The 24215-nt window shown below is 58.8% G+C and carries 18 protein-coding genes; 11 read left to right on the plus strand and 7 right to left on the minus strand.

The window, feature by feature from the left end:
• Window positions 1-2: 2 nt before the first annotated feature.
• The 6 genes from HKK52_RS28425 to HKK52_RS28450 all read right to left on the minus strand — a co-directional run bounded on the left by HKK52_RS28425 (window position 3) and on the right by HKK52_RS28450 (window position 5401).
• Window positions 3-986, minus strand: a complete 984-nt coding sequence (locus HKK52_RS28425) for a hypothetical protein (protein WP_169373510.1) — start codon at window positions 984-986, stop codon at window positions 3-5.
• A 197-nt stretch (window positions 987-1183) separates the two neighbouring features.
• The gene (locus tag HKK52_RS28430) at window positions 1184-1897 is read right to left on the minus strand and encodes an HNH endonuclease (RefSeq protein WP_169373511.1); all 714 of its coding nucleotides are present in this window, start codon (window positions 1895-1897) and stop codon (window positions 1184-1186) included.
• A gap of 120 nt (window positions 1898-2017) precedes the next feature.
• Complete coding sequence (locus tag HKK52_RS28435; protein ID WP_169373512.1) at window positions 2018-2551, minus strand: BRO-N domain-containing protein; 534 nt, start codon at window positions 2549-2551, stop codon at window positions 2018-2020.
• Between the two features lie 378 nt (window positions 2552-2929).
• Entirely contained in the window at window positions 2930-4180 is a 1251-nt protein-coding gene (locus tag HKK52_RS28440) for a ribonucleotide-diphosphate reductase subunit beta (RefSeq protein WP_169373513.1), read from the minus strand.
• Between the two features lie 513 nt (window positions 4181-4693).
• Complete coding sequence (locus HKK52_RS28445) at window positions 4694-4948, minus strand: hypothetical protein (protein WP_169373514.1); 255 nt, start codon at window positions 4946-4948, stop codon at window positions 4694-4696.
• A gap of 189 nt (window positions 4949-5137) precedes the next feature.
• Window positions 5138-5401: a DUF2790 domain-containing protein gene (locus HKK52_RS28450; RefSeq protein ID WP_169373515.1), complete on the minus strand. Its 264-nt coding sequence runs from the start codon at window positions 5399-5401 to the stop codon at window positions 5138-5140.
• 414 nt (window positions 5402-5815) lie between these two features.
• Between HKK52_RS28450 and acs the strand changes: the two genes are divergently transcribed.
• From acs to argR, 7 genes are all read left to right on the plus strand, one after another.
• Window positions 5816-7771 (plus strand): acetate--CoA ligase, encoded by a 1956-nt coding sequence (gene acs / locus HKK52_RS28455; protein ID WP_169373516.1) that lies wholly within the window; start codon window positions 5816-5818, stop codon window positions 7769-7771.
• 729 nt (window positions 7772-8500) lie between these two features.
• On the plus strand, window positions 8501-9274 hold the full coding sequence (locus HKK52_RS28460; RefSeq protein ID WP_109519960.1) for an ABC transporter substrate-binding protein: 774 nt from the start codon (window positions 8501-8503) through the stop codon (window positions 9272-9274).
• 91 nt (window positions 9275-9365) lie between these two features.
• Complete coding sequence (locus HKK52_RS28465) at window positions 9366-10055, plus strand: ABC transporter permease (protein ID WP_123407311.1); 690 nt, start codon at window positions 9366-9368, stop codon at window positions 10053-10055.
• Window positions 10052-10750 carry an ABC transporter permease gene (locus HKK52_RS28470; RefSeq protein WP_169373517.1) on the plus strand — a complete coding sequence of 233 codons (699 nt, stop codon included), beginning with the start codon at window positions 10052-10054 and terminating at the stop codon, window positions 10748-10750. The genes HKK52_RS28465 and HKK52_RS28470 overlap by 4 nt, the downstream gene beginning before the upstream one ends.
• Window position 10751: 1 nt before the next feature.
• Window positions 10752-11864: a M14 family metallopeptidase gene (locus tag HKK52_RS28475; protein WP_169373518.1), complete on the plus strand. Its 1113-nt coding sequence runs from the start codon at window positions 10752-10754 to the stop codon at window positions 11862-11864.
• 27 nt (window positions 11865-11891) lie between these two features.
• Complete coding sequence (locus HKK52_RS28480; protein ID WP_123407318.1) at window positions 11892-12656, plus strand: ABC transporter ATP-binding protein; 765 nt, start codon at window positions 11892-11894, stop codon at window positions 12654-12656.
• A gap of 224 nt (window positions 12657-12880) precedes the next feature.
• Complete coding sequence (gene argR, locus HKK52_RS28485) at window positions 12881-13861, plus strand: transcriptional regulator ArgR (protein WP_054044763.1); 981 nt, start codon at window positions 12881-12883, stop codon at window positions 13859-13861.
• A 15-nt stretch (window positions 13862-13876) separates the two neighbouring features.
• Here the strand turns inward: argR and HKK52_RS28490 are convergent, their stop codons facing one another.
• A complete protein-coding gene (locus tag HKK52_RS28490) occupies window positions 13877-18922 on the minus strand; it encodes a leucine-rich repeat domain-containing protein (RefSeq protein ID WP_169373519.1) in 5046 nt (1681 codons plus the stop codon).
• A gap of 307 nt (window positions 18923-19229) precedes the next feature.
• On the opposite strand from HKK52_RS28490, the gene HKK52_RS28495 reads away from it, so the two are divergent.
• The 4 genes from HKK52_RS28495 (at window position 19230) to astD (ending at window position 24160) form a co-directional block, all read left to right on the plus strand.
• Window positions 19230-20450, plus strand: a complete 1221-nt coding sequence (locus tag HKK52_RS28495) for an aspartate aminotransferase family protein (RefSeq protein ID WP_123514338.1) — start codon at window positions 19230-19232, stop codon at window positions 20448-20450.
• A 137-nt stretch (window positions 20451-20587) separates the two neighbouring features.
• The gene (gene aruF, locus HKK52_RS28500) at window positions 20588-21607 is read left to right on the plus strand and encodes an arginine/ornithine succinyltransferase subunit alpha (RefSeq protein ID WP_169373520.1); all 1020 of its coding nucleotides are present in this window, start codon (window positions 20588-20590) and stop codon (window positions 21605-21607) included.
• Between the two features lie 61 nt (window positions 21608-21668).
• Window positions 21669-22694, plus strand: coding sequence for an arginine N-succinyltransferase (astA, locus tag HKK52_RS28505; RefSeq protein WP_133837982.1), 1026 nt, complete (start codon window positions 21669-21671; stop codon window positions 22692-22694).
• Window positions 22691-24160 carry a succinylglutamate-semialdehyde dehydrogenase gene (gene astD / locus HKK52_RS28510; RefSeq protein WP_169374306.1) on the plus strand — a complete coding sequence of 490 codons (1470 nt, stop codon included), beginning with the start codon at window positions 22691-22693 and terminating at the stop codon, window positions 24158-24160. The genes astA and astD overlap by 4 nt, the downstream gene beginning before the upstream one ends.
• Window positions 24161-24215 lie beyond the last annotated feature (55 nt).

Genomic DNA, 24215 nt, shown 5'->3' on the forward strand with positions numbered 1-24215 from the left:
CGCTACTCCAACCCCGGCGCTTCCCGAACAATGAAGTGATCCAGATTCTCAATATTCGCACTGAACACCCCGAACGTCTGTTCGGGGTTTTTCTTGCTCGGCACCTGCTTCAACTCCGGCGTCACGCCATAGAAGAAACAAAACAACTCCTTCCCGCTTTCAATGGCGTGCTTGATCTCTTCCAGAAACGCCTTGCGCTTGCGGTAGGTGTCGATCAACTTCTTGCTCAAATAAACATTCACCGAATACGGCTTCTTCTTCGCCTCATCCGCCTGCTTGAACCAGACCTTCTGCTCGAAATCGATGCGAAAGCTCTGGGTGTAATCCTTGATCTCCTTGATCTTGCCCCAGTAAATCAGCCCCTTGTTGTCCGTCAGGTATTCAATCTTCTTGAAGAACGAGCCATAAGGCGCCGTATGCTCGCCAATCTTCAGCGGCATGCGCTTGAGCAACTCCTTGTCCTCGAAGTTCGACACAAAACACTCCACCGGATGGGCGAACACACTGGTCTTGTCCGGCGCCGACTCGCGGGTTGGGTGTTCCGTATGGCTGTCCGCGGTAATGGGGCTTACGTCATCCCTTAATACATCCGCCGCCACCGCCGGGCTCGACGGCTTGCGCACATACTCACGCCGAGTCAGTAACAATTCCGACGGGAAATGCTCCTCGCGGCTGTCATCCGTTTCCGCACCGTCCACCTCAAGCCCCGACGCCGGCGTCCTCAAACTGACATAAGGACAATCCGCCACATGCCGCGTGCTGGGCGTGTTCTTGAAGTGCGGGGTGCGAACGTAATTCACGTTTTTGGCGTTGAACGTCGTCAGCACATTTGCCGCATCGAAGGCCGCTCTGCAGGCGTCATTGGGACATTGGAAGTGTTCCTTGGCGGAATCGAACTCCATCGTCTCGTCAAAATTCAAATCCCGCACGTCATAGATCGACAGCTTGTCGTCGAGGCTGAGGCAGTAGGCGAGGTCGAATTTCATGGTGGGCTCGGGTCCTTGAGTGGGGGAGGGTATTAATAGCGGGAGGTGCGGAGGGTTGCACTGACTGTTTTCAAAACGCCGCAAAATCTGTGGCAAACCACTAAACCTGTGGGAGCGCGCTTGCTCGCGAATGCCTGCATCAACGCATTGGCCAAGCCTGGCACAAACCCCCTCGCCACAGATTTCACCAGGCTCAGTTATTCGACTTTCAACCGTTTCACCTTCTTATAAAGCGAAGCAGTGAATTCATCCCGGTCGCTCGAATGGTGACAACGACGATGACAATTCGGGCACAGTGCCACAGCATTCCTCGGTCGATCCGAGCCTTCCTGCGCCAAATGCTTAACGTGATGGACCTCAAGAAATGGGCGACCATCCTTCTCAAACGGAGCAGGTTCTCCACAGCCCTCGCATTTACCTTCAGCCTGCTGGCGAACCCACGCTCTCACTTCAGGATCGCGAACATAAGACTTTCCGCTGGACTGAGTTTGCTCGGGTCGCTCAATCCCTTTCGGCTCATCTTTAAGGGGGTGTCGCTCAAGTTTGGACGCTCGTTGCTCCAGCGTTGCCTCGTCTGCCGTCGGGGCAAAATCTTCGGGCGTCAAAGGGCTTGGAGCGTTGAGCGCTTCGCGAATGCTACGCGCAACATTCGCGCCGACATTCTGTGCGGGTTTGTAGCCCTTAATAGGCTCTCGACCCAACTCGGCCATGATCGTAGAAATGTTCTGCATTCGAAACTCTACTGAGCTCTTAGTGCGGCCTGCTAAGACGCCTTCGCGTAGAACACGATTTTCATGGGCCTTATTGAATGGCTGGCCGTTCTGCTCACGGGACCACATGCTGAGATAGGAATCGACCGCAGCCTGAATCTCCGCGTCACTCCAATCACCTTTGCTCTTTTCCGTATCCATACAATCGCCGAGGGTTAAAAACCCTCGGACGATACTGAGTGGCCATTACGACTGTCTACGAAAATTCCTACAGAAAAGACTGACGTATCGTTCAAGCGATCCTACGAAGACACCGCCGCACTAACCCACCGATTGCTTCGAAGACTGAAACACCTCCAAAACCTTCCGCCACCAAGGCTTAACCACTGGTACCCGTCGCCGCGTGCGATTCAGCAACAGATAAGGCATGTCCCGCAGCCGAATCCAGCCCTCATCCTGCCAATGCAACAGACTCAACGACATCTCCGGCCAATCCAACAAACTCAACATCGGTCGATCAGCGTTCTTCGATGGCAGGGCATCACGCAAGGCCGGCACCACTTGATGAGTCAACCATTCACGCAACAACCGATTTCCCGGCGCGTAGTGATAGACCAACAACGCATAGACGCCGGACTCGCTCAGCATCAGCCTTTTCTCAGGTTGGCCGTGATAGTCAATTAGCAGCGTCTGCCGCTGATCCTCATCCAGTTTGCTGACCACTCGATCATTCAGATGAAACCCCATCAAACGACCGAGATCGCGAGCGCAGAACCATGGTTGGTTTTCCAGGAGGAGGGCGTGAAGGTTGAGATTTTGGCGGATGAAAACCATGGGGATAAACGGATCAGACATGACCGTTCACCAAAGAAGTCGGGAAGCAGGTGGGTTTTTGTGTGGGCATATCCATTACCTCTACGAATGAATTGGATAGAGCCAGACCCAACGTAGAGGATGTAAGAAGTCCCAACAGGCGGTCTTTTCCACACAAGTCCGTGTTTATGTCTTCAAGACAACACGCGGTTCTGTGTGAATAAGTCAGCTTCTACGTTGGGCGTTTCTTAGGCACCTGGATTGAGCTTAGAGGTGCATTGACTTGGCATCAATCGGGAAAGAGCTGGAAGTGTTGTAGGAGATTTAGCGAAGTGATGTAGGGACGAATAAGGCTTTCTTTTCGGCAATAAAAAGCCCCGATCAGATCGGGGCTTTCAGGTTTTCGATTAGCCTCAGGAGTTAATCCCAGCTAAGCGCACCACCGGTTTGGTATTCAATAACCCGCGTCTCAAAGAAATTCTTCTCTTTCTTCAAGTCCATAATCTCGCTCATCCAAGGGAACGGGTTAGTCGTCCCTGGATACTCTTCCTTCAACCCAATCTGCGACAAACGCCGGTTAGCGATGAACTTCAGGTAGTCCTCCATCATCGCCGCGTTCATGCCGAGTACGCCGCGAGGCATGGTGTCGCGAGCGTATTCGATCTCAAGTTGAGTGCCCTGCAGAATCATCTGCGAAGCCTCTTCCTTCATCTCAGCATCCCACAAGTGCGGGTTTTCGATTTTGATCTGGTTGATCACGTCGATGCCGAAGTTCAGGTGCATGGATTCGTCGCGCAGGATGTATTGGAACTGCTCGGCGACGCCGGTCATTTTGTTGCGGCGGCCCATGGAGAGGATTTGGGTGAAGCCGCAGTAGAAGAAGATGCCTTCCAGAACGCAGTAGTAGGCGATCAGGTTGCGCAGCAGTTCTTTGTCGGTTTCGACGGTGCCGGTTTCGAACTTCGGATCGGAGATCGAGCGGGTGTATTTGAGGCCCCAGGTGGCTTTTTTCGCGACCGATGGGATCTCGTGGTACATGTTGAAGATCTCGCCTTCATCCATGGCCAGCGATTCGATGCAGTACTGGTAGGCGTGGGTGTGGATCGCTTCTTCGAACGCCTGGCGCAGGATGTACTGGCGGCATTCCGGGTTGGTGATCAGGCGGTACACGGCCAGGACCAGGTTGTTGGCAACCAGGGAGTCGGCGGTGGAGAAGAAGCCGAGGTTGCGCATGACGATGCGGCGTTCGTCGTCGGTCAGGCCTTCCGGGTCTCTCCAGAGGGCGATGTCGGCGGTCATGTTGACTTCTTGCGGCATCCAGTGGTTTGCGCAACCGTCCAGGTATTTCTGCCAGGCCCAGTCGTACTTGAAAGGTACGAGTTGGTTGAGGTCGGCGCGGCAGTTGATCATGCGCTTTTCGTCGACGGCAACACGGGCGGAGGCGCCTTCGAGTTCGGCCAGGCCTTCGGCAACGTCGAGGTTGTCCAGGGCAGCCTTGGCACGGGCGATGGCGGCGGAGTCGGAGGCGGTCACGGCGCGCGCTTCTTGGGCGGCAACGCCACCGGCGGTGTCGAGGCGGTCCATGTTGGCTTCAGTCGCGTGGCCGGCGTTGGCGCCTTTTACGGCTACTTCGCCCGTGTCTTCTTTGTCGAATTCGTCCCAGCTCAGCATGACGTGTCGTCTCCTGCGTGAGGGCCAGTTGCCCGTGTGATGGTTTTTCACACGGTCGTACTGACCGCGTTGGATCTAAAGGAATCGTTTTTTGCAGCAGCTATACGCAGGCATCAAACAGAATTTTGTCCGGGTTCCGAAGCCACTGATGGGCGCAGAGGAGTGAATCGCTTCTGCGTGGGGCTTCAGACTGGCTGCTTATCCCTGTAAGGGAATATTGCAGGCCCGTTTAAGGCCGCATTATAGGGAAAAAAACAGGGCTGTGGTGCGACGAAATGGCACTGATATCGGACGGCGGGGGAGGTTTTTTGGTCGGAGCGAGGGTTTACAGGGCTTTGGGCTGGGTATCGCGGGGCAGATTTTTTTTCATTAATTTTAGCGCGTTGGTTTTTTTGCTCAAAAAATAGCCAAAAAACCGGTTTTTCACTACATGTTGTGTTTTGAAGCGCTTTTCGACGGCTCCAGACACAACTGAGCCCGACCGAAGTCGGGCAGTGATGATTCAGCCAAATGTCAGCTGAAAGTCGCCGAGTTGGTGCGTTCGAAACCGTCGGCAGCGAAGGTCGCCGAACCGGTTTTGTCGTAGCCGTCTTCAGCAACGGTGGCGGAACCGGTGCGGTCGTAGCCATCAGCAGCAACAGCGGCAGAACCGGTGCGATCGTAACCGTCAGCGGCAACAGCGGAGCCGGTACGGTCAAAACCATCAGCAGCGAATGCGCTACCGGCCAGTACGGAGAGGGTCAGGGCGAGGATCAGTTTGGTTTTCATGGTGGTGGCTCCAGGTTCGTTGGCGTTTTGTGCCTTGGGTGTGGAATTCATACTACGCCAGTGAATTTGATTAAAAAGCGCAAATAACCGCACTAAACAATCGTATATATCGATGTATTACGGTCCGGCGCTTCATCTGCCTGAAAGAGCGGGCGGGTGGGTCGAACCGTTAAGGGGAGTGCGGGAAGATCAGCCGTTAGAGCAGCCGTTACCCATGACGCTATAACGCAGGATGTGGCGTTGGCCTTTGGAGTCGTCGTATTCCATTTTCATCGGAACAACTTCGCACACGTTGGGGATTTCGCTCATGGACACTACGTTGGCGATGTCCAGGTGGGTGGAGTAAGTGTATTCCTCGACTGCCGGTTGTTGCTGCGCGACATCAGTCGGGACCTCGTCTGCCATGGCGGTTGCGCACAGGCTGCTGAGGGCCAGAACTAATAAAGCTTTCATTTCAGTTTTACCTTTCTAAAGTCGTGAGGGGTCACGCAATCTTTTTGGGATTGCGTGTGGAACTTCAGTACTGGGTTGTTTGATTAACTGCCTTCGTGGGGGCTGCAACTTGTTAATCAGGGTTGCCTTGTTGGCGAGGCTGATTTTAGGCGTGGGGGGTGGATTCATATACCCGTGGTTTTGATAAACACCTTTCGCGAATTCCGTAACAATCCCTTGGAAGATCAAAAGATCGCAGGCTGCGCCAGCTCCTGCGGGGGCGGGGAGGCCCGGATTGCGCGGGTTTGACCCACAAACGGGGGTAACCACGACGTTTTGTAGGGGCTTGTTACTACCATCGTCGAATGGTTCTATAGGCCCGGCCCGGCTACAACAGAGCCATACAAAAACAACTATTCCACCGAGGTAAGAAAGATGAGTGCGGCTTCTTTGTATCCCGTTCGTCCCGAGGTAGCAGCCAATACGCTGACTGACGAGGCCACCTATAAGGCCATGTACCAGCAGTCGGTCGTCAATCCGGACGGCTTCTGGCGCGAACAGGCCAAGCGCCTCGACTGGATCAAGCCTTTCACCACGGTGAAACAGACTTCCTTCGACGATCACCATGTCGACATCAAGTGGTTCGCCGACGGCACCCTGAACGTTTCCTACAACTGCCTCGACCGTCACCTGGCCGAGCGCGGCGATCAAATCGCGATTATCTGGGAAGGGGATGACCCGGCCGAGAGCCGCAACATCACCTACCGCGACCTGCACGAACAAGTCTGCAAGTTCGCCAACGCCCTGCGCGGCCAGGATGTACACCGTGGCGACGTGGTGACTATCTATATGCCGATGATCCCCGAAGCCGTGGTCGCCATGCTGGCCTGCACCCGGATCGGCGCGATTCACTCGGTGGTGTTCGGCGGCTTCTCGCCGGAAGCCCTGGCCGGTCGCATCATCGACTGCAAATCCAAAGTGGTGATCACGGCCGATGAAGGCGTCCGTGCCGGCAAGAAGGTCCCGCTCAAGACCAACGTCGACGACGCGCTGACCAACCCGGAAACCAGCAGCATTCAGAAAGTCATCGTGTGCAAGCGCACCGGTGGCAACATCAAGTGGAACCAGCATCGCGACATCTGGTACGAAGACCTGATGAAAGTGGCGGGCAGTGTTTGCGCGCCAAAAGAAATGGGCGCCGAAGAAGCGCTGTTCATCCTTTATACCTCCGGTTCCACTGGCAAGCCGAAGGGCGTGCAACACACCACCGCCGGTTACTTGCTGTATGCGGCGATGACCCACGAGCGCGTGTTCGACTATCGCCCGGGTGAAGTCTACTGGTGCACCGCCGACGTCGGCTGGGTCACTGGCCACAGCTATATCGTCTACGGTCCATTGGCCAACGGCGCGACCACGTTGCTGTTCGAAGGCGTGCCGAACTATCCGGACATCACCCGGGTGGCGAAGATCATCGACAAGCACAAGGTCAACATCCTCTACACCGCGCCAACCGCGATCCGCGCGATGATGGCGTCGGGCCAAGCCGCTGTTGAAGGCGCTGATGGCAGCAGTTTGCGCCTGCTCGGTTCTGTGGGTGAGCCGATCAACCCGGAAGCGTGGGACTGGTATTACAAGAATGTGGGCAAGTCCCGTTGCCCGATCGTCGATACCTGGTGGCAGACCGAAACCGGCGGCAACATGATGAGCCCGCTGCCGGGCGCTCACGCCCTCAAGCCAGGTTCTGCAGCGCGTCCGTTCTTCGGTGTGGTGCCGGCGTTGGTCGACAACCTGGGCAACATCATCGAAGGCGTCGCTGAGGGCAACCTGGTGATTCTCGATTCGTGGCCAGGCCAGGCGCGCACGCTGTATGGCGACCATGACCGCTTCGTCGACACCTACTTCAAGACCTTCCGTGGCATGTACTTCACCGGCGACGGCGCTCGTCGTGACGAAGACGGTTACTACTGGATCACCGGTCGCGTGGATGACGTGCTCAACGTTTCCGGTCACCGCATGGGCACGGCCGAGATCGAGAGCGCGATGGTTGCGCACCCGAAAGTCGCCGAGGCTGCCGTGGTTGGCGTCCCGCACGACATCAAGGGGCAGGGCATCTATGTGTACGTCACCCTTAAAAATGGCGAAGAGCCGACCGAGCAATTGCGTCTGGAACTGAAAAACTGGGTGCGTAAAGAGATCGGCCCGATTGCTTCGCCGGATGTTATCCAGTGGGCGCCGGGGCTGCCGAAGACGCGTTCGGGCAAGATCATGCGCCGGATCCTGCGCAAGATTGCCACTGCCGAATACGACGGGTTGGGGGATATTTCGACCCTGGCGGATCCGAGTGTGGTGCAGCATTTGATTGATACGCATAAGACGATGAACGTCGCGTAAGCCGCGTTCAGCGACATTGAAGCCCTGCCAGGTGTTGAGCCTGGTGGGGTTTTTTATTGTTGAAGACCTGATCGTTCCCACACTCCGTGTTGATCGTTCCCACGCTCCGCGTCACTAGTGTTGATCGTTCCCATGCTCCGCGTGGGAATGCATCCCGTGACGCTCTGCGTCACAGCGTCAACGGCGGACGCGGAGCGTCCATGGCGGCATTCCCACGCGGAGCGTGGGAACGATCAGCAGGTGGGCCAATAATTATCGGCTTCGCCTGTAGGCCATTTCCCACTGTTACCCACACCCATGAATGTGTCTGAATGTGTAACCGCCCCCACCGATTCGGGGCGTAGGGAAACGCAAAGCCCCATTTCAGGGCCTTTCAAACACCCATGAAAAATAAGACACAACGCTGCGCTTGCCGGATTAGAAGGCTTTGCCAATAATAGGCCCGCAATTTGCAGCATAGATCGGTTCACAATCTTTTGCTCTTGCATGAATTTGCAAGGCTGTCAACGTGCCCAAGCGGCTTTCTCAGTGCATCTGTAATTAGTTGTCGCATTGAAGAAATATCGGCTTCGGGCCTGTCGTTAGAATGCCGATCACTCGCTCGTCGTTGCTCGCGTTGAAATCAGCGCGGGTTTTCCAGGACGCAGCACCGCTTTTACGTTTAACCCATTCGCATATTGGGCTGTCGCTCACTCTGCCGTTTTTGCCCTTTACCGATGGAGTCCCAAGATGAAGAAACTTGTGCTGCTTGGCGCCCTGGCACTGTCCGTGCTGTCCCTGCCGACCTTCGCCGATGAAAAGCCTCTGAAGATCGGTATCGAAGCGGCGTACCCTCCGTTCGCCTCCAAGGCACCGGACGGCAGCATCGTTGGTTTCGACTACGACATCGGCAACGCCCTGTGCGAACAGATGCAGGTCAAGTGCGTCTGGGTCGAGCAAGAGTTCGACGGTCTGATCCCGGCACTTAAAGTGCGCAAGATCGACGCGATCCTGTCGTCCATGTCGATCACCGAAGATCGCAAGAAGTCCGTGGACTTCACCAACAAGTACTACAACACCCCGGCGCGCCTGGTCATGAAGGCCGGCACTCAAGTCAGCGAAGGCCTGGCTGAGCTCAAGGGCAAGAACATCGGCGTACAACGTGGTTCGATCCACGAGCGTTTCGCCCGCGAAGTCCTGGCCCCGCTGGGTGCCGAGATCAAGCCGTACGGTTCGCAGAACGAAATCTACCTCGACGTGGCCGCCGGCCGCCTCGACGGCACCGTGGCAGACGCTACGCTGCTGGATGACGGTTTCCTGAAAACCGACGCTGGCAAAGGTTTCGCCTTCGTAGGCCCGGCCTTCACCGACGTCAAATACTTCGGCGACGGCGTGGGTATTGCCGTTCGCAAGGGTGACGCGCTGAAAGACAAGATCAACACCGCGATCACTGCCATTCGCGAGAACGGCAAATACAAGCAAATCCAGGACAAGTACTTCGCCTTCGATATCTACGGCAAGTAACCCGTCCGAGCGACAAGTCCGAAATGGCGCAAGCAACAGGATCTCTGAGGTTTGCGCCATTTTTTCATCCCAACTTTCGAGGACCTGAATCATGTTGAAAGGCTACGGGGCTGTCATCCTCGATGGCGCATGGCTGACGCTTCAGCTCGCCTTGTCGTCCATGGTCCTGGCCATTGTTCTGGGCCTGATCGGCGTTTCGCTGCGTCTGTCCCCGATCCGCTGGCTGGCCTGGCTGGGCGACCTGTATTCCACGGTGATTCGCGGGATTCCCGACCTGGTGCTGATCCTGCTGATTTTCTACGGTGGTCAGGACCTGCTCAACCGCGTCGCACCGATGCTCGGCTTTGACGATTACATCGACCTGAACCCATTGGCCGCCGGTATCGGCACCCTGGGCTTCATCTTCGGTGCGTACCTGTCGGAAACCTTCCGTGGCGCCTTCATGGCGATTCCCAAGGGTCAGGCCGAAGCCGGCATGGCTTATGGCATGAGCAGTTTCCAGGTGTTCTTCCGGGTGTTGGTGCCGCAGATGATTCGCCTGGCGATTCCGGGGTTCACCAACAACTGGCTGGTACTGACCAAGGCTACCGCGCTGATTTCGGTGGTCGGTCTGCAAGACATGATGTTCAAGGCCAAGCAGGCGGCCGATGCCACCCGCGAACCTTTCACCTTCTTCCTCGCAGTGGCGGCGATGTACCTGGTCATTACCAGTGTCTCGTTGCTGGCATTGCGTCACCTTGAGAAGCGCTACTCGGTAGGCGTAAGGGCGGCTGATCTATGATCTTCGACTACAACGTCATTTGGGAGGCCCTGCCGCTGTACCTCGGCGGCCTGGTGACCACCCTCAAATTGCTCGCGCTGTCGCTGTTTTTCGGTCTGTTGGCGGCGTTGCCGCTGGGGCTGATGCGCGTGTCCAAGAACTCCGTCGTCAACATGAGTGCCTGGCTGTTCACCTACGTGATCCGCGGCACGCCGATGCTGGTTCAGCTGTTTTTGATCTACTACGGTCTGGCGCAGTTCGAAGCGGTGCGCGAAAGCTTCATGTGGCCGTGGCTGTCCAGCGCCACGTTCTGTGCGTGCCTGGCCTTCGCGATCAACACCAGCGCCTACACCGCCGAAATCATCGCCGGCAGCCTGCGTGCGACGCCGAACGGCGAGATCGAAGCGGCCAAGGCCATGGGCATGTCCCGCTACAAGATGTACAAGCGCATCCTGCTGCCGTCGGCCCTGCGCCGGGCGCTGCCGCAGTACAGCAACGAAGTGATCATGATGCTGCAGACCACCAGTCTGGCGTCCATCGTGACCCTGATCGATATCACCGGTGCCGCGCGCACGGTCAACGCCCAGTATTACTTGCCGTTCGAGGCGTACATCACCGCCGGCGTGTTCTACCTGTGCCTGACCTTCATTCTGGTGAAGATCTTCAAACTGGCCGAGCGCCGCTGGCTGGGCTACATGGCCCCGCGGAAGCACTGATATGGAACGCATCGATCATTCATTGCCGTGGAGCCACCTGGGCAGCGAACGCCAGATTTCGGTGTTCCGTTTCGGCAAGGGCGAGCGCAAGGCCTACATCCAGGCCAGCCTGCACGCCGATGAACTGCCGGGCATGCGTACCGCCTGGGAGCTGAAAAAGCGCCTGACCGAACTCGAAGCCCAAGGCTTGCTCAACGGCGTGATCGAACTGGTGCCAGTGGCCAACCCTCTGGGCCTCGGTCAACTGCTGCAAGGCAATCATCAAGGGCGTTTCGAAGCGGGCAGCGGCAAGAACTTCAACCGGGATTTCGTCGAGCTCAGCGCGCCAGTGGCCGCGGCGGTGGACGGGCATCTGGGGGATGATCCTCACGCCAATATCCATTTGATCCGCCAGGCCATGAGCGACACCTTGGCCGCGTTGCCTCCGGCTGCCAGCCAGTTGCAAGGCATGCAGCGCATCTTGCTCAGCCATGCCTGCACCGCCGACGTAGTGCTGGATTTGCATTGCGATGCCGAGGCCGCGCTGCACATGTACGCCTTGCCGCAGCATTGGCCGCAATGGCGTTCGCTGGCTGCGCACCTGGATGTGAAAGTGGGGTTGCTGGCGGAAGATTCCGGCGGCAGTTCCTTCGATGAAGCCTGTTCACTGTCGTGGCTGCGTCTGTCGCGGCTGTTCCCGGACGCGCAGATTCCACTGGCGTGCCTGGCGACCACCATCGAGCTGGGCGGGCAGGCCGACACCGGTCGCCCGCAAGCCGAATTCCACGCCGAAGGCATTCTGGCGTTCCTCGCCGAGCAAGGTCTGATCAGCGGCGAATGGCCGAAACCGGCGCAGGAAGCCTGCGAAGGCGTGCCGTTCGAAGGCACCGAATTGCTGTTCGCGCCGCACCCTGGCGTGGTGAGCTTTTTGCGCAAGCCCGGTGAGTGGGTGGAAGCTGGCGACGAGATTTTTGAAGTGATCGATCCTTTATCCGATCGGGTCAGCACGGTGTGTGCTGGTACGTCCGGGGTGCTGTTTGCCATTGAACGGCTACGTTATGCCCAACCCGGTTTCTGGCTGGCCAAGGTGGCGGGGCGCGAAGCGCTGCGTCACGGGCGCTTGCTCAACGACTGACTGACTGTTTTTGTGAGAACCGACCGCATGTACAAACTTGAAGTCCAAGACCTGCATAAACGCTATGGCAGTCACGAAGTGCTCAAGGGTGTGTCCCTGAAAGCGGCGGCTGGCGATGTGATCAGCATCATCGGCTCCAGTGGCTCCGGCAAAAGTACTTTCCTGCGCTGCATCAACCTGCTTGAACAGCCGCACGCGGGCAAGATCCTGCTCAATAACGAAGAGCTGAAACTGGTTTCGAACAAGGACGGCGCGCTGAAGGCTGCCGACCCGAAACAGCTGCAGCGCATGCGTTCGCGCCTGTCGATGGTGTTTCAGCATTTCAACCTGTGGTCGCACATGACCGCGCTGGAAAACATCATGGAAGCGCCGGTCCACGTGCTCGGCATGACCAAGGCCGAAGCCCGCGAGAAAGCCGAGCACTACCTGAACAAGGTTGGCGTGGCCCATCGCAAAGATGCTTACCCGGGCCACATGTCCGGCGGCGAGCAGCAGCGCGTAGCGATTGCCCGTGCGCTGGCGATGGAACCCGAGGTAATGCTGTTCGACGAACCGACTTCGGCTCTGGACCCGGAACTGGTCGGCGACGTGCTGAAAGTCATGCAGGCCCTGGCGCTGGAAGGCCGGACCATGGTGGTGGTGACCCACGAAATGGGCTTCGCCCGTGAAGTGTCGAACCAACTGGTGTTCCTGCACAAAGGTGTGGTTGAAGAAAGCGGCAACCCGCGTGAAGTGCTGGTCAATCCACAGTCCGAACGTTTGCAACAATTCCTCTCGGGTAGCCTGAAGTAAACCGAACTCCCGTTGCGCACCCTGTAGGAGCTGACGAGTGAAACGAGGCTGCGATCTTTTGATCTTGATTTTTACAATCAAAAGATCGCAGCCTCGTTTCACTCGTCAGCTCCTACAGTGGGGGGTGACAAGCCTGCTCTTGTAGGGTTTCAAGATTTGCGTTCATTTTCGGGCTAGCATTGGCCCATGCCTTTAATACTGTTTTCGCTTCGGATCGCCCGCCCATGACTGCCCATCGAATTGGTTTCCTGATTTGGCCCAGCACTAAAGCTCTGACGCTTGCGCTGGCTGAGGAGGCCTTGCGTGTTGCCCAGCGTGTGCATCCGGACGTTGTCTATGAACTGTCGTTCTTGCAGGCCGAACCGCCGACCGAAGGCGCCTGGCAATTACCGGGTGAGCCGTGGGCCGGCAAGCTCGAAAACTTCCAGAAACTGTTTCTGCTCGCCGATGAGCCGCCGACCGCACTCGCGCCGGCCCTCAGCAGTTCGCTCAAACAACTGGTGCGCGCCGGTTGTGTGATCGGTGGGTTGTCCGCCGGTGTTTACCCGTTGGCGCAACTGGGTTTGCTCGACGGTTATCGCGCTGCCGTGCACTGGCGCTGGCAGGATGATTTCGCCGAACGTTTCCCGAAAGTCATCGCCACCAGTCATCTGTTCGACTGGGATCGTGATCGCCTGACCGCATGCGGTGGCCTGTCGGTGCTCGACTTGCTGCTGGCGGTATTGGCCCGCGACCACGGCGCCGAACTGGCCGGTGCAGTCTCGGAAGAACTGGTGGTCGAACGCATCCGCGAGGGTGGCGAACGTCAACGCATTCCGCTGCAAAACCGCCTCGGCTCCAGCCATCCGAAGCTCACCCAGGCGGTGTTGCTGATGGAAGCCAACATCGAAGAACCCCTGACTACCGACGAAATCGCTCAGCACGTGTGCGTGTCCCGTCGGCAGTTGGAGCGGATCTTCAAGCAATACCTCAACCGCGTGCCGAGCCAGTACTACCTGGAACTGCGCCTGAACAAGGCGCGGCAGATGTTGATGCAAACCAGCAAGTCGATCATCCAGATCGGCCTGTCCTGTGGCTTCTCTTCGGGGCCGCATTTCTCCAGCGCCTACCGCAATTTCTTCGGCGCCACGCCGCGGGAAGATCGCAACCAGCGGCGTAGCAGCAGCCCGTTCGAATTGTCGTCGGTGCCCTCGGAACGCGGTTGATTTCACTCCGCAGCGTTACTGCTCCACTTCTGAGTCGTCCGAATCGGACACCTCCATCTCGGCGGTTTCGATAATCTCATCAATGCCAAAATCGGTGCCGTTTTGCTTGAAGTAGGCCCGCAGCAGTTGCAGGCTTTGTTCGGAAAACGGATTGCCCCGCAGGTCGATGCACTCGGCTGTTTCCATCGGCAGCTCAAGAATATCGCTGGGTATTTCCCGGATCGCGTTATGCCGCAGATTGGCAATGTCCAGCGTCTTCAATGTCAGCAGCCCGGGCGGAAGCTCGGTAATTTGCGAGTGATGAAGGATCAGCGTGGCCAGGTCCGGCATCTGGCTGATGTCGGGAGCCAGGGTCAGCGGGTTGTTGCTCAGGTCGAGGAAGTTCAAGCGCTCCATCCCGGCCAGCGCCGATACCGTCTCTGCGGTCAGACTGAGTTGGCACTCAGGCAGCACCAACGCTTCCAGTTCGCCCATATTGAACACCGTCTGCGGAAGGTGGCCCAGGCGGTAATGGCGGATGGTCAGGCCCTTGAGCTTGGGGAAGCACCTGAGAAAACCATCGGCGACTGACGTCAGGCCAGCATGACTGTGCAGGTACAAGTGGGAAATGTGGCTGAAGTCTGCACTCAGGGCCGGCAAGTCACCGGTAATGATCGCGGCCAGGGCCAGCTCGTGGGACGGCTCCAGGGTCTCATTGAAATCATCCAGTTCGGTTTCCCGGCGCCAGGCTTGTTCGATGATGTTTTTAACTTCATCCCGGGTGCTGTGCTCGATCAGTATTTCCTGGGCGCTAAAGGGCACGCCGCTGACCGGATGACGCGCGGGTATGTCGCCAGTCCAGGCGGCCAGGGTGTCGCTCAGGGTGGTGTATTCGGTTTCCAGTCGAGTGAGTTCTGCTCGACCAGCCTGCAGCGTGCCCGGCAAATCATACAAAAATGAGCTGGCTTGTTCGCGGTCCAGGGTCGGGTACAGGGCAACAACGCGTTCCATATCGGCTTGCGGTGCATAAACGCCCAAATCTTCACGGGTCATCTGGAAATAGGCTTTCACCTTGTTTCGTGTGGTGGCAGAAAGTGGGTTGTCACCGAAGTCGTAACCCTCGGCCTTGCTCGCGGGCAGTTCGAACACTTGCGCAGGCAGTGTGGTGAATTGATTGTCAGAGAAAATCGCGGTTTTGAGGGTTGGACGGGTAAGGAGCCCGGGGGGAAGGCTGGAAATACCGGTTTCACCCAGATCGATGTAGTCCAGCTGTGGCATGGCCTCGACGCTGAATACCCGGCCCAACGGATTTTTGTACAGCTCCAGCGTTCGCATCTGGCTCAAGGATGACAGTGTCGCCTGGGATTCGGCGGTCAGTGTGATCGCGCAATTGCTCATGATCAGTTGGTTGAGATTCGGCAACCAGGGCAGGACGTCCGGCAACGTGCCTAATGGAATATTGCGCACCTCCATGCGCCGCGTTCCCGTGAAGTGACGCAGGAACTCATGGGCGCCGCGTGTCGCCTCGCCACCTTCCAGGGTCAGGTAGGCCACGTGGCTAAAGTCCGCTTGCAAGGTCGGCAACTCGCCAATGATGGGACGGGTAAACCTGAACATATAGCCACGATCACCGGCGTCCTGATCGCCGTCATTGAGTGCGGTTTCGTGGCGCCAGCAGCGTTGCAGTTCATCCGCGAGCAGGGCGCGGTTGCGTCTGGAGGCGGTGAGTTGCCGGGTTGTTAACGGGACGCCGGTTTCGGGGTGATAGGGCGGCGTGGCGGCGCACCAGATGCGCAGGCCATTCTGCAATCGTGTGTATTCGTCGATGAGTCTTGAGAGTTCGATTCGCGGCCCAGAGGGATGACGTTGCAATGCCAGGGCGAAACGCTCCGCTTCTTCCTGGGTGAAGGCGGGGTAAAGGTCCCTGACCTGGTCTTGCAATGACGTGGCGCCGGGGTGGCGGTAAGGATAATCCGCCCCACCGGGCAGGCGCATGACCTTGGGGTCGTAATGGGGTTTGCGCAGCGGGTGCTGTAACAGAATCTTTTGCAGTTCTTCGTGGCCCAGCGCATGTTCACCGAGCAATTGTTTCAGCGTCGAGCCTTGTCCTGTTTTCAGGTTCAAGGCGTTGCGCTCACTGTCGGGCAATGCCCGCAGCAGTGCATCGTAGAGATCGTCGCCGCCGGACAGTTCCTCACCGATGTCGTTATAGGCCTGGTAATCCCCGTCCACCCGATGGACCAGCACTTTGCGTACCGATGCCCCGGGGTTGCCGATGGTGTCGATGGTTTCCCCGCTGAATGAATAACGATTGACGTCAATTCGAACCGTGCCGGACCAGCCCGGCAGGTGCGGCAGCGAGTGCAGGGCCAGTCGGTCGGTATCCGGATTGTTCTGCGACGACAGTTCCAGGCCCTCGCGGGCACGCACTGCGCGGACGTATTGTTGTGTCCAGCTTGCCAGCTCATGGAGTCTGGGGGTGATCGTGCCCTTTTCCAGCATGTCCAGCTCGCTACCACTGGCGGTGTTCAACAGTTCTTCGGCGACACTGCTTGGCAAGCCTGAAAAGATGTCCATCAGGCGTTGGGTCAATGGGTCGGTCTTGCTCTCCATCGCCCGGTAGCGCGCGGCGAACAGCGAGCGTTGTTGATCGAATGCGACCTGTGCCAGGCGGCTTCTGAGGTTGTTCGCGCGTGCCTCGAGCGCCAGGGCCGGCGTGCCAAATGGTTCGTCGAACAGTCCTTTCAATTCATCGTCACTCAGGCATTGCAGTGCTGTTGTCAGCACGTCAGCGCTGCTGGCGGGTATATCGTGCAAGCGTGCACCGCGAGTCATGGCATTTGCGCTTTGCCACGTTACCCTGCCTTCGCTGTCGATCAATCGCAGCGCTTTGTTTTCAGGCCACGGGAAGTGTGTGGTCAGCAGTTGCAATTGGGTCGGGCGATCCGCCGTCTGCCAGATCTGTGAATGCTCGCTGCCAATTCGCCCGATAAACGTCTGAATGTCCTTGTCGATCTTGAAGCGTTTGAGCGTGTCGGCCACCAGCGGTGGCAGGGGCGCGTTGTTGACGTGCATTCGTCGCAAGGCGTTTTCGTGATGGCCGCTGATCTTCAGCACTTGCTCGCGTTCGCTGGTGGAGAGCGAATCGGCGAGATGCCCCAGGCGCTGCAAGAGCGTGTCACGGTCCCAGGTCAGAGGTTTTTCGAGTTGTGTGTGCCAGGCGCCATTGTTGTTGTGTTCCAGCCGCGGCTTATAAGCATCGGGGCGCGTCGGGTGTTCGATTTGATACTGCCCGACCTGTGTGTCGTAGGTCACGGCATAGTGTTTGTTTTCCAGGGGCAAGATGGTTTTCCCTGCGTGGGCGTGCAGGCCCAGCTCATTGGGTTTGCTATCAGTCGCGAGGGTGATGTTCTGTTCATAGGGGGTCAGGTCGCGGTTCCAGTAACGGGTGGGCCCGTTGGCTGTCTTCACGGGGGTAAAGCGATCAATAAAATCGATCCATTCCTTTGGCAGCACTTTGCGAAACTCTCCAGCACCGAGGCTACCGCCTGCTGCGAATACGCCGAGCTGGGCCAGTGATTCGATCACGCCAAGTGTGTGCTCGAGCGCTTGCCGGGTCAGCCCTTCGCTCCAATCGACAATGCCTTCGAAGGTCTCGTCGAGCAGTTGATAAGCCATGTAGGCCATCATCATTTCCCCGAGGAAAGGCACGAACGGCAGCACCACGAACGAGGCGATCTGTAGCAACGTGGCGGCGACGTTGCTGAACGAATCCCACAGTTCCCAGCGTGCTTTTCGGTCGGCACTGGCGGTCGAGACGGCCAGGGTGCGCGCGTCATTGAGGATTTTGTTCAGCTTGGCGTCGTGCAGGTGTTGCCAGAGGTCGGCGGTGATCAGCGTGGCGGCGAATTGCAGGTTGGTGTGCGGGGCGGCTGTCTCGCGCCAGGAGGGCAGCGGGTCGCCAGGCGTGTGCTGATGCCAGGTGATGTGGGTCAGTCGGTCGTTCAGTTGGCTGAAAAAGTAGCCGCGGTCCTGGTGAGCGACGAATGGGCTGAAGAACTGCTGGTAGCTGCTCGATCGCAGTTTTTGACTGAGGTCCTGCATGAAGTGCCCGGTGGACGGGTACTCCTTGATCGGGTGTTCGGGATCGTCGGGGATGTAGGCCACGACGCGCACCGCATTGCGATTGAGTTCCAGGTCCGGGGCGAACAGCAGGATGCCGGTCAGCCGCGCAGACATCAGCGTCAGGTCGTGACAGAGCAAGGGTTTGCCGTCGAGCAGCATGCCTTGCACGCCATTCACCACGCCCAGAATGGAGAGGTAGGCGTTCTCACTCAGCGTGTCCTTGTGAATGAGCGCCAGTTCCAGGGCCATGCGCAGGGCGGCTTTTTGACTGTCCTTGATCTGTGGGCGCAACACGGCATCGACAACCGCATTGTTCACGCCGAGGTTATCTTCGAGCCAGGCCTGGTATTGCCCGCCAATATCCAGTTCGCGGCACAACCGGATAAACGCTGCAATCGTCAGGCGATCCTTGATGTGCCCCAGGGTTTCGAATTGACCGACAGTTGTCGGCTCAGTGATGAAGGTCGAGTCAGGTTCATAGGCGTCGCCTGCGGTTTCCGAAGCTTCGAAGTTATGCAGGGCCGCATCGAGCAACGACACGGTCCAGCTGCGGGCGGCGCCTGAACCGATCGGAAGCCAGGGAATGGTCGCCGGAATGTACAGCCGCAAAAACGTGGCCTTCACGTCCAGATCCAGAGCGAACCGCTTTTTCAGCGCATCGCGCAGCAAGGGTTCGCCAAACGCGTGAGCATCCTTGAGGTGTTCCAGGCGTTGGTCGACCTGGTTCTGTGCGGTCCAGTAAGCGCCATTGAGCCTTTTCAGCACCGCATGCTGGCCGGTCGAGGCGTTGCGAAACGCGCCCCGCAGGTGCGGTCGGACATTGCCCAGGGCCGCGCGTCTGTTGGCGGACGCCTTGATCAGCCATTGGGGCAGGGCGGTGGCCAGGTGCGCGTAATGGCTGTCCGGGTGCTGCGGCCATAGCGGCGTCGCAGTGTGTGAAGCAAGCGATGGATCCACGGGTTCGTCCTTAAACATGTCGGGGATGCAAGGAGACCCGAAATAAAAAGCCAGGGTGCGGTACATAGTTACCGCACCTCCCTCGACGGCCTGAAATCTAATGTCGCGCGCGCTGCCGCTAATCCTGCGCATCGGTTTAAACTGCGCCTTTGCGACGGTATATGTCGCATTGCCGTAAACCCGGCTGAAACCGGGGTTTGCGCTATAAGAAGTTGTCGCTTGGCGGCAAGGCCGGGCTGAAAACTGTCCTTACAATCCCCTCATCGCTCGCCAGTTTCAGGCGAGTGTTCCTCTTCAGGAGACTCCGATGTCCGTTGAGCACGCTGCGGTACAACGCGCCGATTTCGACCAGGTAATGGTTCCCAACTACGCGCCTGCCGCATTCATCCCAGTGCGTGGTGCCGGTTCCCGCGTTTGGGACCAGTCTGGCCGCGAGCTGATCGACTTCGCCGGCGGGATTGCCGTTAACGTATTGGGCCACGCGCACCCGGCGCTGGTCGGTGCCTTGACCGAACAGGCGAACAAGCTGTGGCACGTGTCCAACGTGTTCACCAATGAGCCGGCCCTGCGCCTGGCCCATAAGCTGATCGACGCCACCTTTGCCGAGCGCGTGTTCTTCTGCAACTCCGGCGCCGAAGCCAACGAGGCCGCTTTCAAGCTGGCCCGTCGCGTCGCTTTCGATCGTTTCGGTACCGAGAAGTACGAAATCATCGCCGCGCTGAACAGCTTCCACGGTCGTACCCTGTTCACCGTGAACGTCGGTGGCCAGTCGAAGTACTCCGACGGCTTCGGTCCGAAAATCACCGGTATCACCCACGTGCCTTACAACGATCTGGCGGCGCTTAAAGCGGCCATTTCCGACAAGACCTGCGCCGTGGTGCTGGAACCGATCCAGGGCGAGGGCGGCGTGATGCCGGCCGAACTGGCTTACCTGCAAGGCGCCCGCGAGCTGTGCACCGAGCACAACGCGCTGCTGGTGTTCGACGAAGTGCAAACCGGCATGGGCCGCAGCGGCAAGCTGTTCGCCTACCAGCATTACGGCGTGACCCCGGACATCCTGACCAGCGCCAAGAGCCTGGGCGGCGGTTTCCCGATCGCGGCGATGCTGACCACCGAAGACCTGGCCAAACACCTGGTCGTCGGCACCCACGGCACCACTTACGGCGGTAACCCGCTGGCGTGCGCTGTCGCTGAAGCCGTAATCGACGTGATCAACACCCCTGAAGTGCTGGCCGGCGTCAACGCCAAGCACGACAAGTTCAAGGCGCGCCTGGAGCAGATCGGCGAGAAGTACGGCCTGTTCACCCAGGTACGTGGCCTGGGCCTGTTGATCGGCTGTGTGCTGAGCGATGCCTGGAAAGGCAAGGCCAAGGACATCTTCAATGCCGCCGAGCGTGAAGGCCTGATGATCCTGCAAGCCGGCCCGGACGTGATTCGTTTTGCGCCGAGCCTGGTGGTTGAAGACGCGGACATCGATGCCGGCCTGGACCGCTTCGAGCGCGCTGCGGCCAAACTGACGCAAGCCTGATCCACCCTTCGACGCCTGACGATTCAGGCGTCGATCCCAATTTTTATGCCGGACCCGCTTTTCTGTAGGAGCAAGCTTCGCTCCTGCAAGGGTCCGGCTTATTTCCCCCAAAAAGAGTTAGAGAAAGGAGTGACACCATGCTGGTGATGCGCCCCGCGCAAATGGCTGATCTGGGCGAGGTACAGCGTCTGGCTGCGGACAGCCCGATTGGTGTCACTTCCTTGCCGGATGACGTTGAACGCCTGAGCGACAAGATCGCCGCGAGCGAAGCGTCGTTTTCCGCTGAAGTCAGCTTCAACGGTGAAGAGAGCTATTTCTTCGTCCTCGAAGACAGCGCCACCGGCAAACTGGCGGGCTGCTCGGCGATCGTCGCCTCGGCCGGTTATTCCGAGCCGTTCTACAGCTTCCGTAATGAAACCTTCGTGCACGCTTCCCGCGAGCTGAAGATTCATAACAAGATCCACGTGCTCTCCCAGTGCCACGACCTGACCGGCAACAGCTTGCTGACCAGTTTCTACGTGAAGCCGGAGCTGGTGGGTTCGCCATGGGCGGAACTCAACTCCCGTGGCCGCCTGTTGTTCGTCGCCAGCCATCCGGAACGCTTTGCCGATTCCGTGGTGACCGAAATAGTCGGTTACAGCGATGAAAATGGCGACTCGCCTTTCTGGGACGCCATCGGTCGCAACTTCTTCGACCTCAACTACGCCGCTGCCGAGCGTCTGTGTGGCCTGAAGAGCCGGACCTTCCTCGCCGAACTGATGCCGCACTACCCGATCTACGTGCCATTGCTGCCGGACACCGCGCAAGAAGCGATGGGCCAGGTGCACCCGCGTGCGCAGATCACCTTCGACATCCTGATGCGCGAAGGCTTCGAGACCGATCACTACATCGACATTTTCGACGGCGGCCCGACCTTGCATGCCCGCGTCTCGGGGATCCGTTCGATCGCCCAGAGCCGTGTGGTCCCGGTGAAAATCGGCGAGCCGGTCAAAGGCGCCGGTCGGCAGTACCTGGTGGCCAACGCCCAGTTGCAGGATTACCGCGCCGTGTTGCTCGAGCTCGATTACGCGCCGGGCAAACCCGTGACCCTGGATCTGGAAGCGGCCGAAGCCCTGGGCGTCGGTGAAGGTGCCAGCGTGCGCCTGGTCGCGGTTTAAGCCTGCTTATAAAAGCTGAGAGTTTCGCGGGTGGCGCAAGCGGCCCGTTTGAGGAGATAGCATGATCGTTCGTCCCGTACGCAGCAGCGATTTACCCGCTCTGATCGACCTGGCCCGCAGCACCGGCACCGGCCTGACTACCTTGCCGGCCAACGAAGAGCGCTTGGCCCATCGGGTCGGCTGGGCCGAGAAAACCTTCCGTGGCGAAGCCGGGCGGGGCGATGCGGATTACCTGTTCGTGCTCGAAGACGACAACGGTCGTGTGGTGGGCATTTCCGCCATCGCCGGCGCGGTCGGCATGCGTGAGCCTTGGTACAACTTCCGGGTCGGCCTGACCGTCAGCGCTTCGCAAGAGCTGAACATCTACCGCGAAATCCCGACGCTGTTCCTGGCCAACGACCTGACCGGCAATTCCGAGTTGTGCTCGCTGTTCCTCCACGCCGATTACCGCAGCGGCCTCAACGGCCGCATGTTGGCCAAGGCGCGGATGCTGTTCATCGCTGAATTCCCGCAGCTGTTCGGCAACAAGATCATCGCCGAAATGCGCGGTGTGTCCGATGAGGCCGGGCGTTCGCCGTTCTGGGAAAGCCTGGGCCGGCACTTCTTCAAGATGGAATTCAGCCAGGCGGATTACCTGACGGGCGTGGGCAACAAGGCGTTCATCGCCGAACTGATGCCGAAGTTTCCGCTGTACACCTGCTTCCTGTCGCCAGACGCGCGCAACGTGATCGGCCAGGTTCACCCGGACACCGAACCGGCCTTGTCGATGCTCAAGAGCGAAGGCTTCAGCTATCAGGGTTATGTCGATATCTTCGACGCTGGCCCGGCCGTGGAATGCGAAACAGGCAAGATCCGCGCAGTCCGCGACAGCCAGGCACTGGTGCTGGCCATCGGTACGCCAGGTGATGACGCCACGCCATTCCTGATTCACAACCGCAAGCGCGAAGACTGCCGGATCACTGCCGCACCCGCACGCTTCGCCGCCGGTACGCTGGTGGTCGATCCGCTGACCGCCAAACGTCTTCAACTCAACGCTGGCGATCAAGTGCGCGCCGTGCCGTTGTCCGCTGCTCGGGAGTCGAAATAATGAATTCGCTATACATCGCAGGTGAATGGCTGGCTGGCCAGGGGGAAGCGTTTCAATCGCTGAACCCGGTAACCCAACAAGTCTTGTGGACTGGCGAAGGCGCCACCACCGCCCAGGTCGAATCCGCCGTGCAAGCCGCGCGTCAGGCGTTCCCGGGCTGGGCCCACCGCACGCTGGACGAGCGCATTACTGTGCTCGAAGCCTTTGCCGCCGCGCTGAAAAATCACGCTGACGAACTGGCGCGCTGCATCGGTGAAGAAACCGGCAAACCCCTGTGGGAGTCGGCGACTGAAGTCACCAGCATGATCAACAAGATTGCCATCTCGGTGCAGAGCTACCGTGAGCGTACCGGCGAGAAGAGCGGCCCGTTGGGCGACGCCACCGCCGTGTTGCGTCACAAGCCGCACGGCGTGGTCGCGGTATTCGGCCCTTACAACTTCCCGGGGCACTTGCCCAACGGTCACATCGTGCCGGCGCTGCTGGCGGGTAACAGCGTACTGTTCAAGCCGAGCGAGCTGACGCCGAAAGTCGCCGAGTTGACGGTCAAGTGCTGGATCGAAGCCGGTTTGCCGGCGGGTGTGTTGAACCTGCTGCAAGGCGCTCGCGAAACCGGGATCGCCCTGGCGGCCAATCCGGGGATCGACGGGTTGTTCTTCACCGGTTCCAGCCGTACCGGCAATCATCTGCACCAACAATTTGCCGGTCGCCCGGACAAGATCCTTGCGCTGGAAATGGGCGGTAATAACCCATTGGTCGTCGACGAAGTGGCTGACGTTGAAGCCGCCGTCTACACGATCATCCAGTCGGCGTTCATTTCCGCCGGTCAGCGTTGCACCTGTGCCCGTCGCTTGCTGGTGCCGCAAGGTGCCTGGGGCGATGCGTTGCTGGCGCGGCTGGTGGCGGTCAGTTCGACCATTGAAGTCGGCGCGTTCGATCAAACGCCGGCGCCGTTCATGGGCTCGGTGATTTCCCTTGGCGCGGCGAAAGCGCTGATGGAAGCCCAGGAACATCTGCTGGCCAACGGCGCCGTTTCGCTGCTGGAAATGACTCAGCCTCAGGCTCAGGCGGCGTTGCTGACCCCAGGCATTCTGGACGTTAGCGCCGTTGCCGATCGTCCTGACGAAGAGCTGTTCGGCCCGTTGCTGCAAGTGATCCGCTACGCTGATTTTGAAGCGGCGATTGCTGAAGCCAACGACACCGACTACGGCTTGGCCGCCGGATTGCTGTCGGATTCCGAAGCGCGTTATCAGCAGTTCTGGCTGGAAAGCCGCGCCGGGATCGTCAACTGGAACAAGCAGCTGACCGGTGCTGCCAGCAGCGCGCCATTCGGCGGCGTCGGCGCCTCGGGCAACCATCGCGCCAGCGCCTACTACGCGGCCGATTACTGCGCGTACCCGGTGGCTTCGCTGGAAACGCCGAGCCTGGTGATGCCTGCTGCGCTGACGCCCGGCGTGCGGATGGCGTAACGGCCATTCGCGGGCAAGCCTCGCTCCTACAGGTTTTGTGGCGTCCGCATAATCG

Origin of the sequence: Pseudomonas sp. ADAK2, from assembly GCF_012935755.1 — a bacterium.
Classification (GTDB): domain Bacteria; phylum Pseudomonadota; class Gammaproteobacteria; order Pseudomonadales; family Pseudomonadaceae; genus Aquipseudomonas.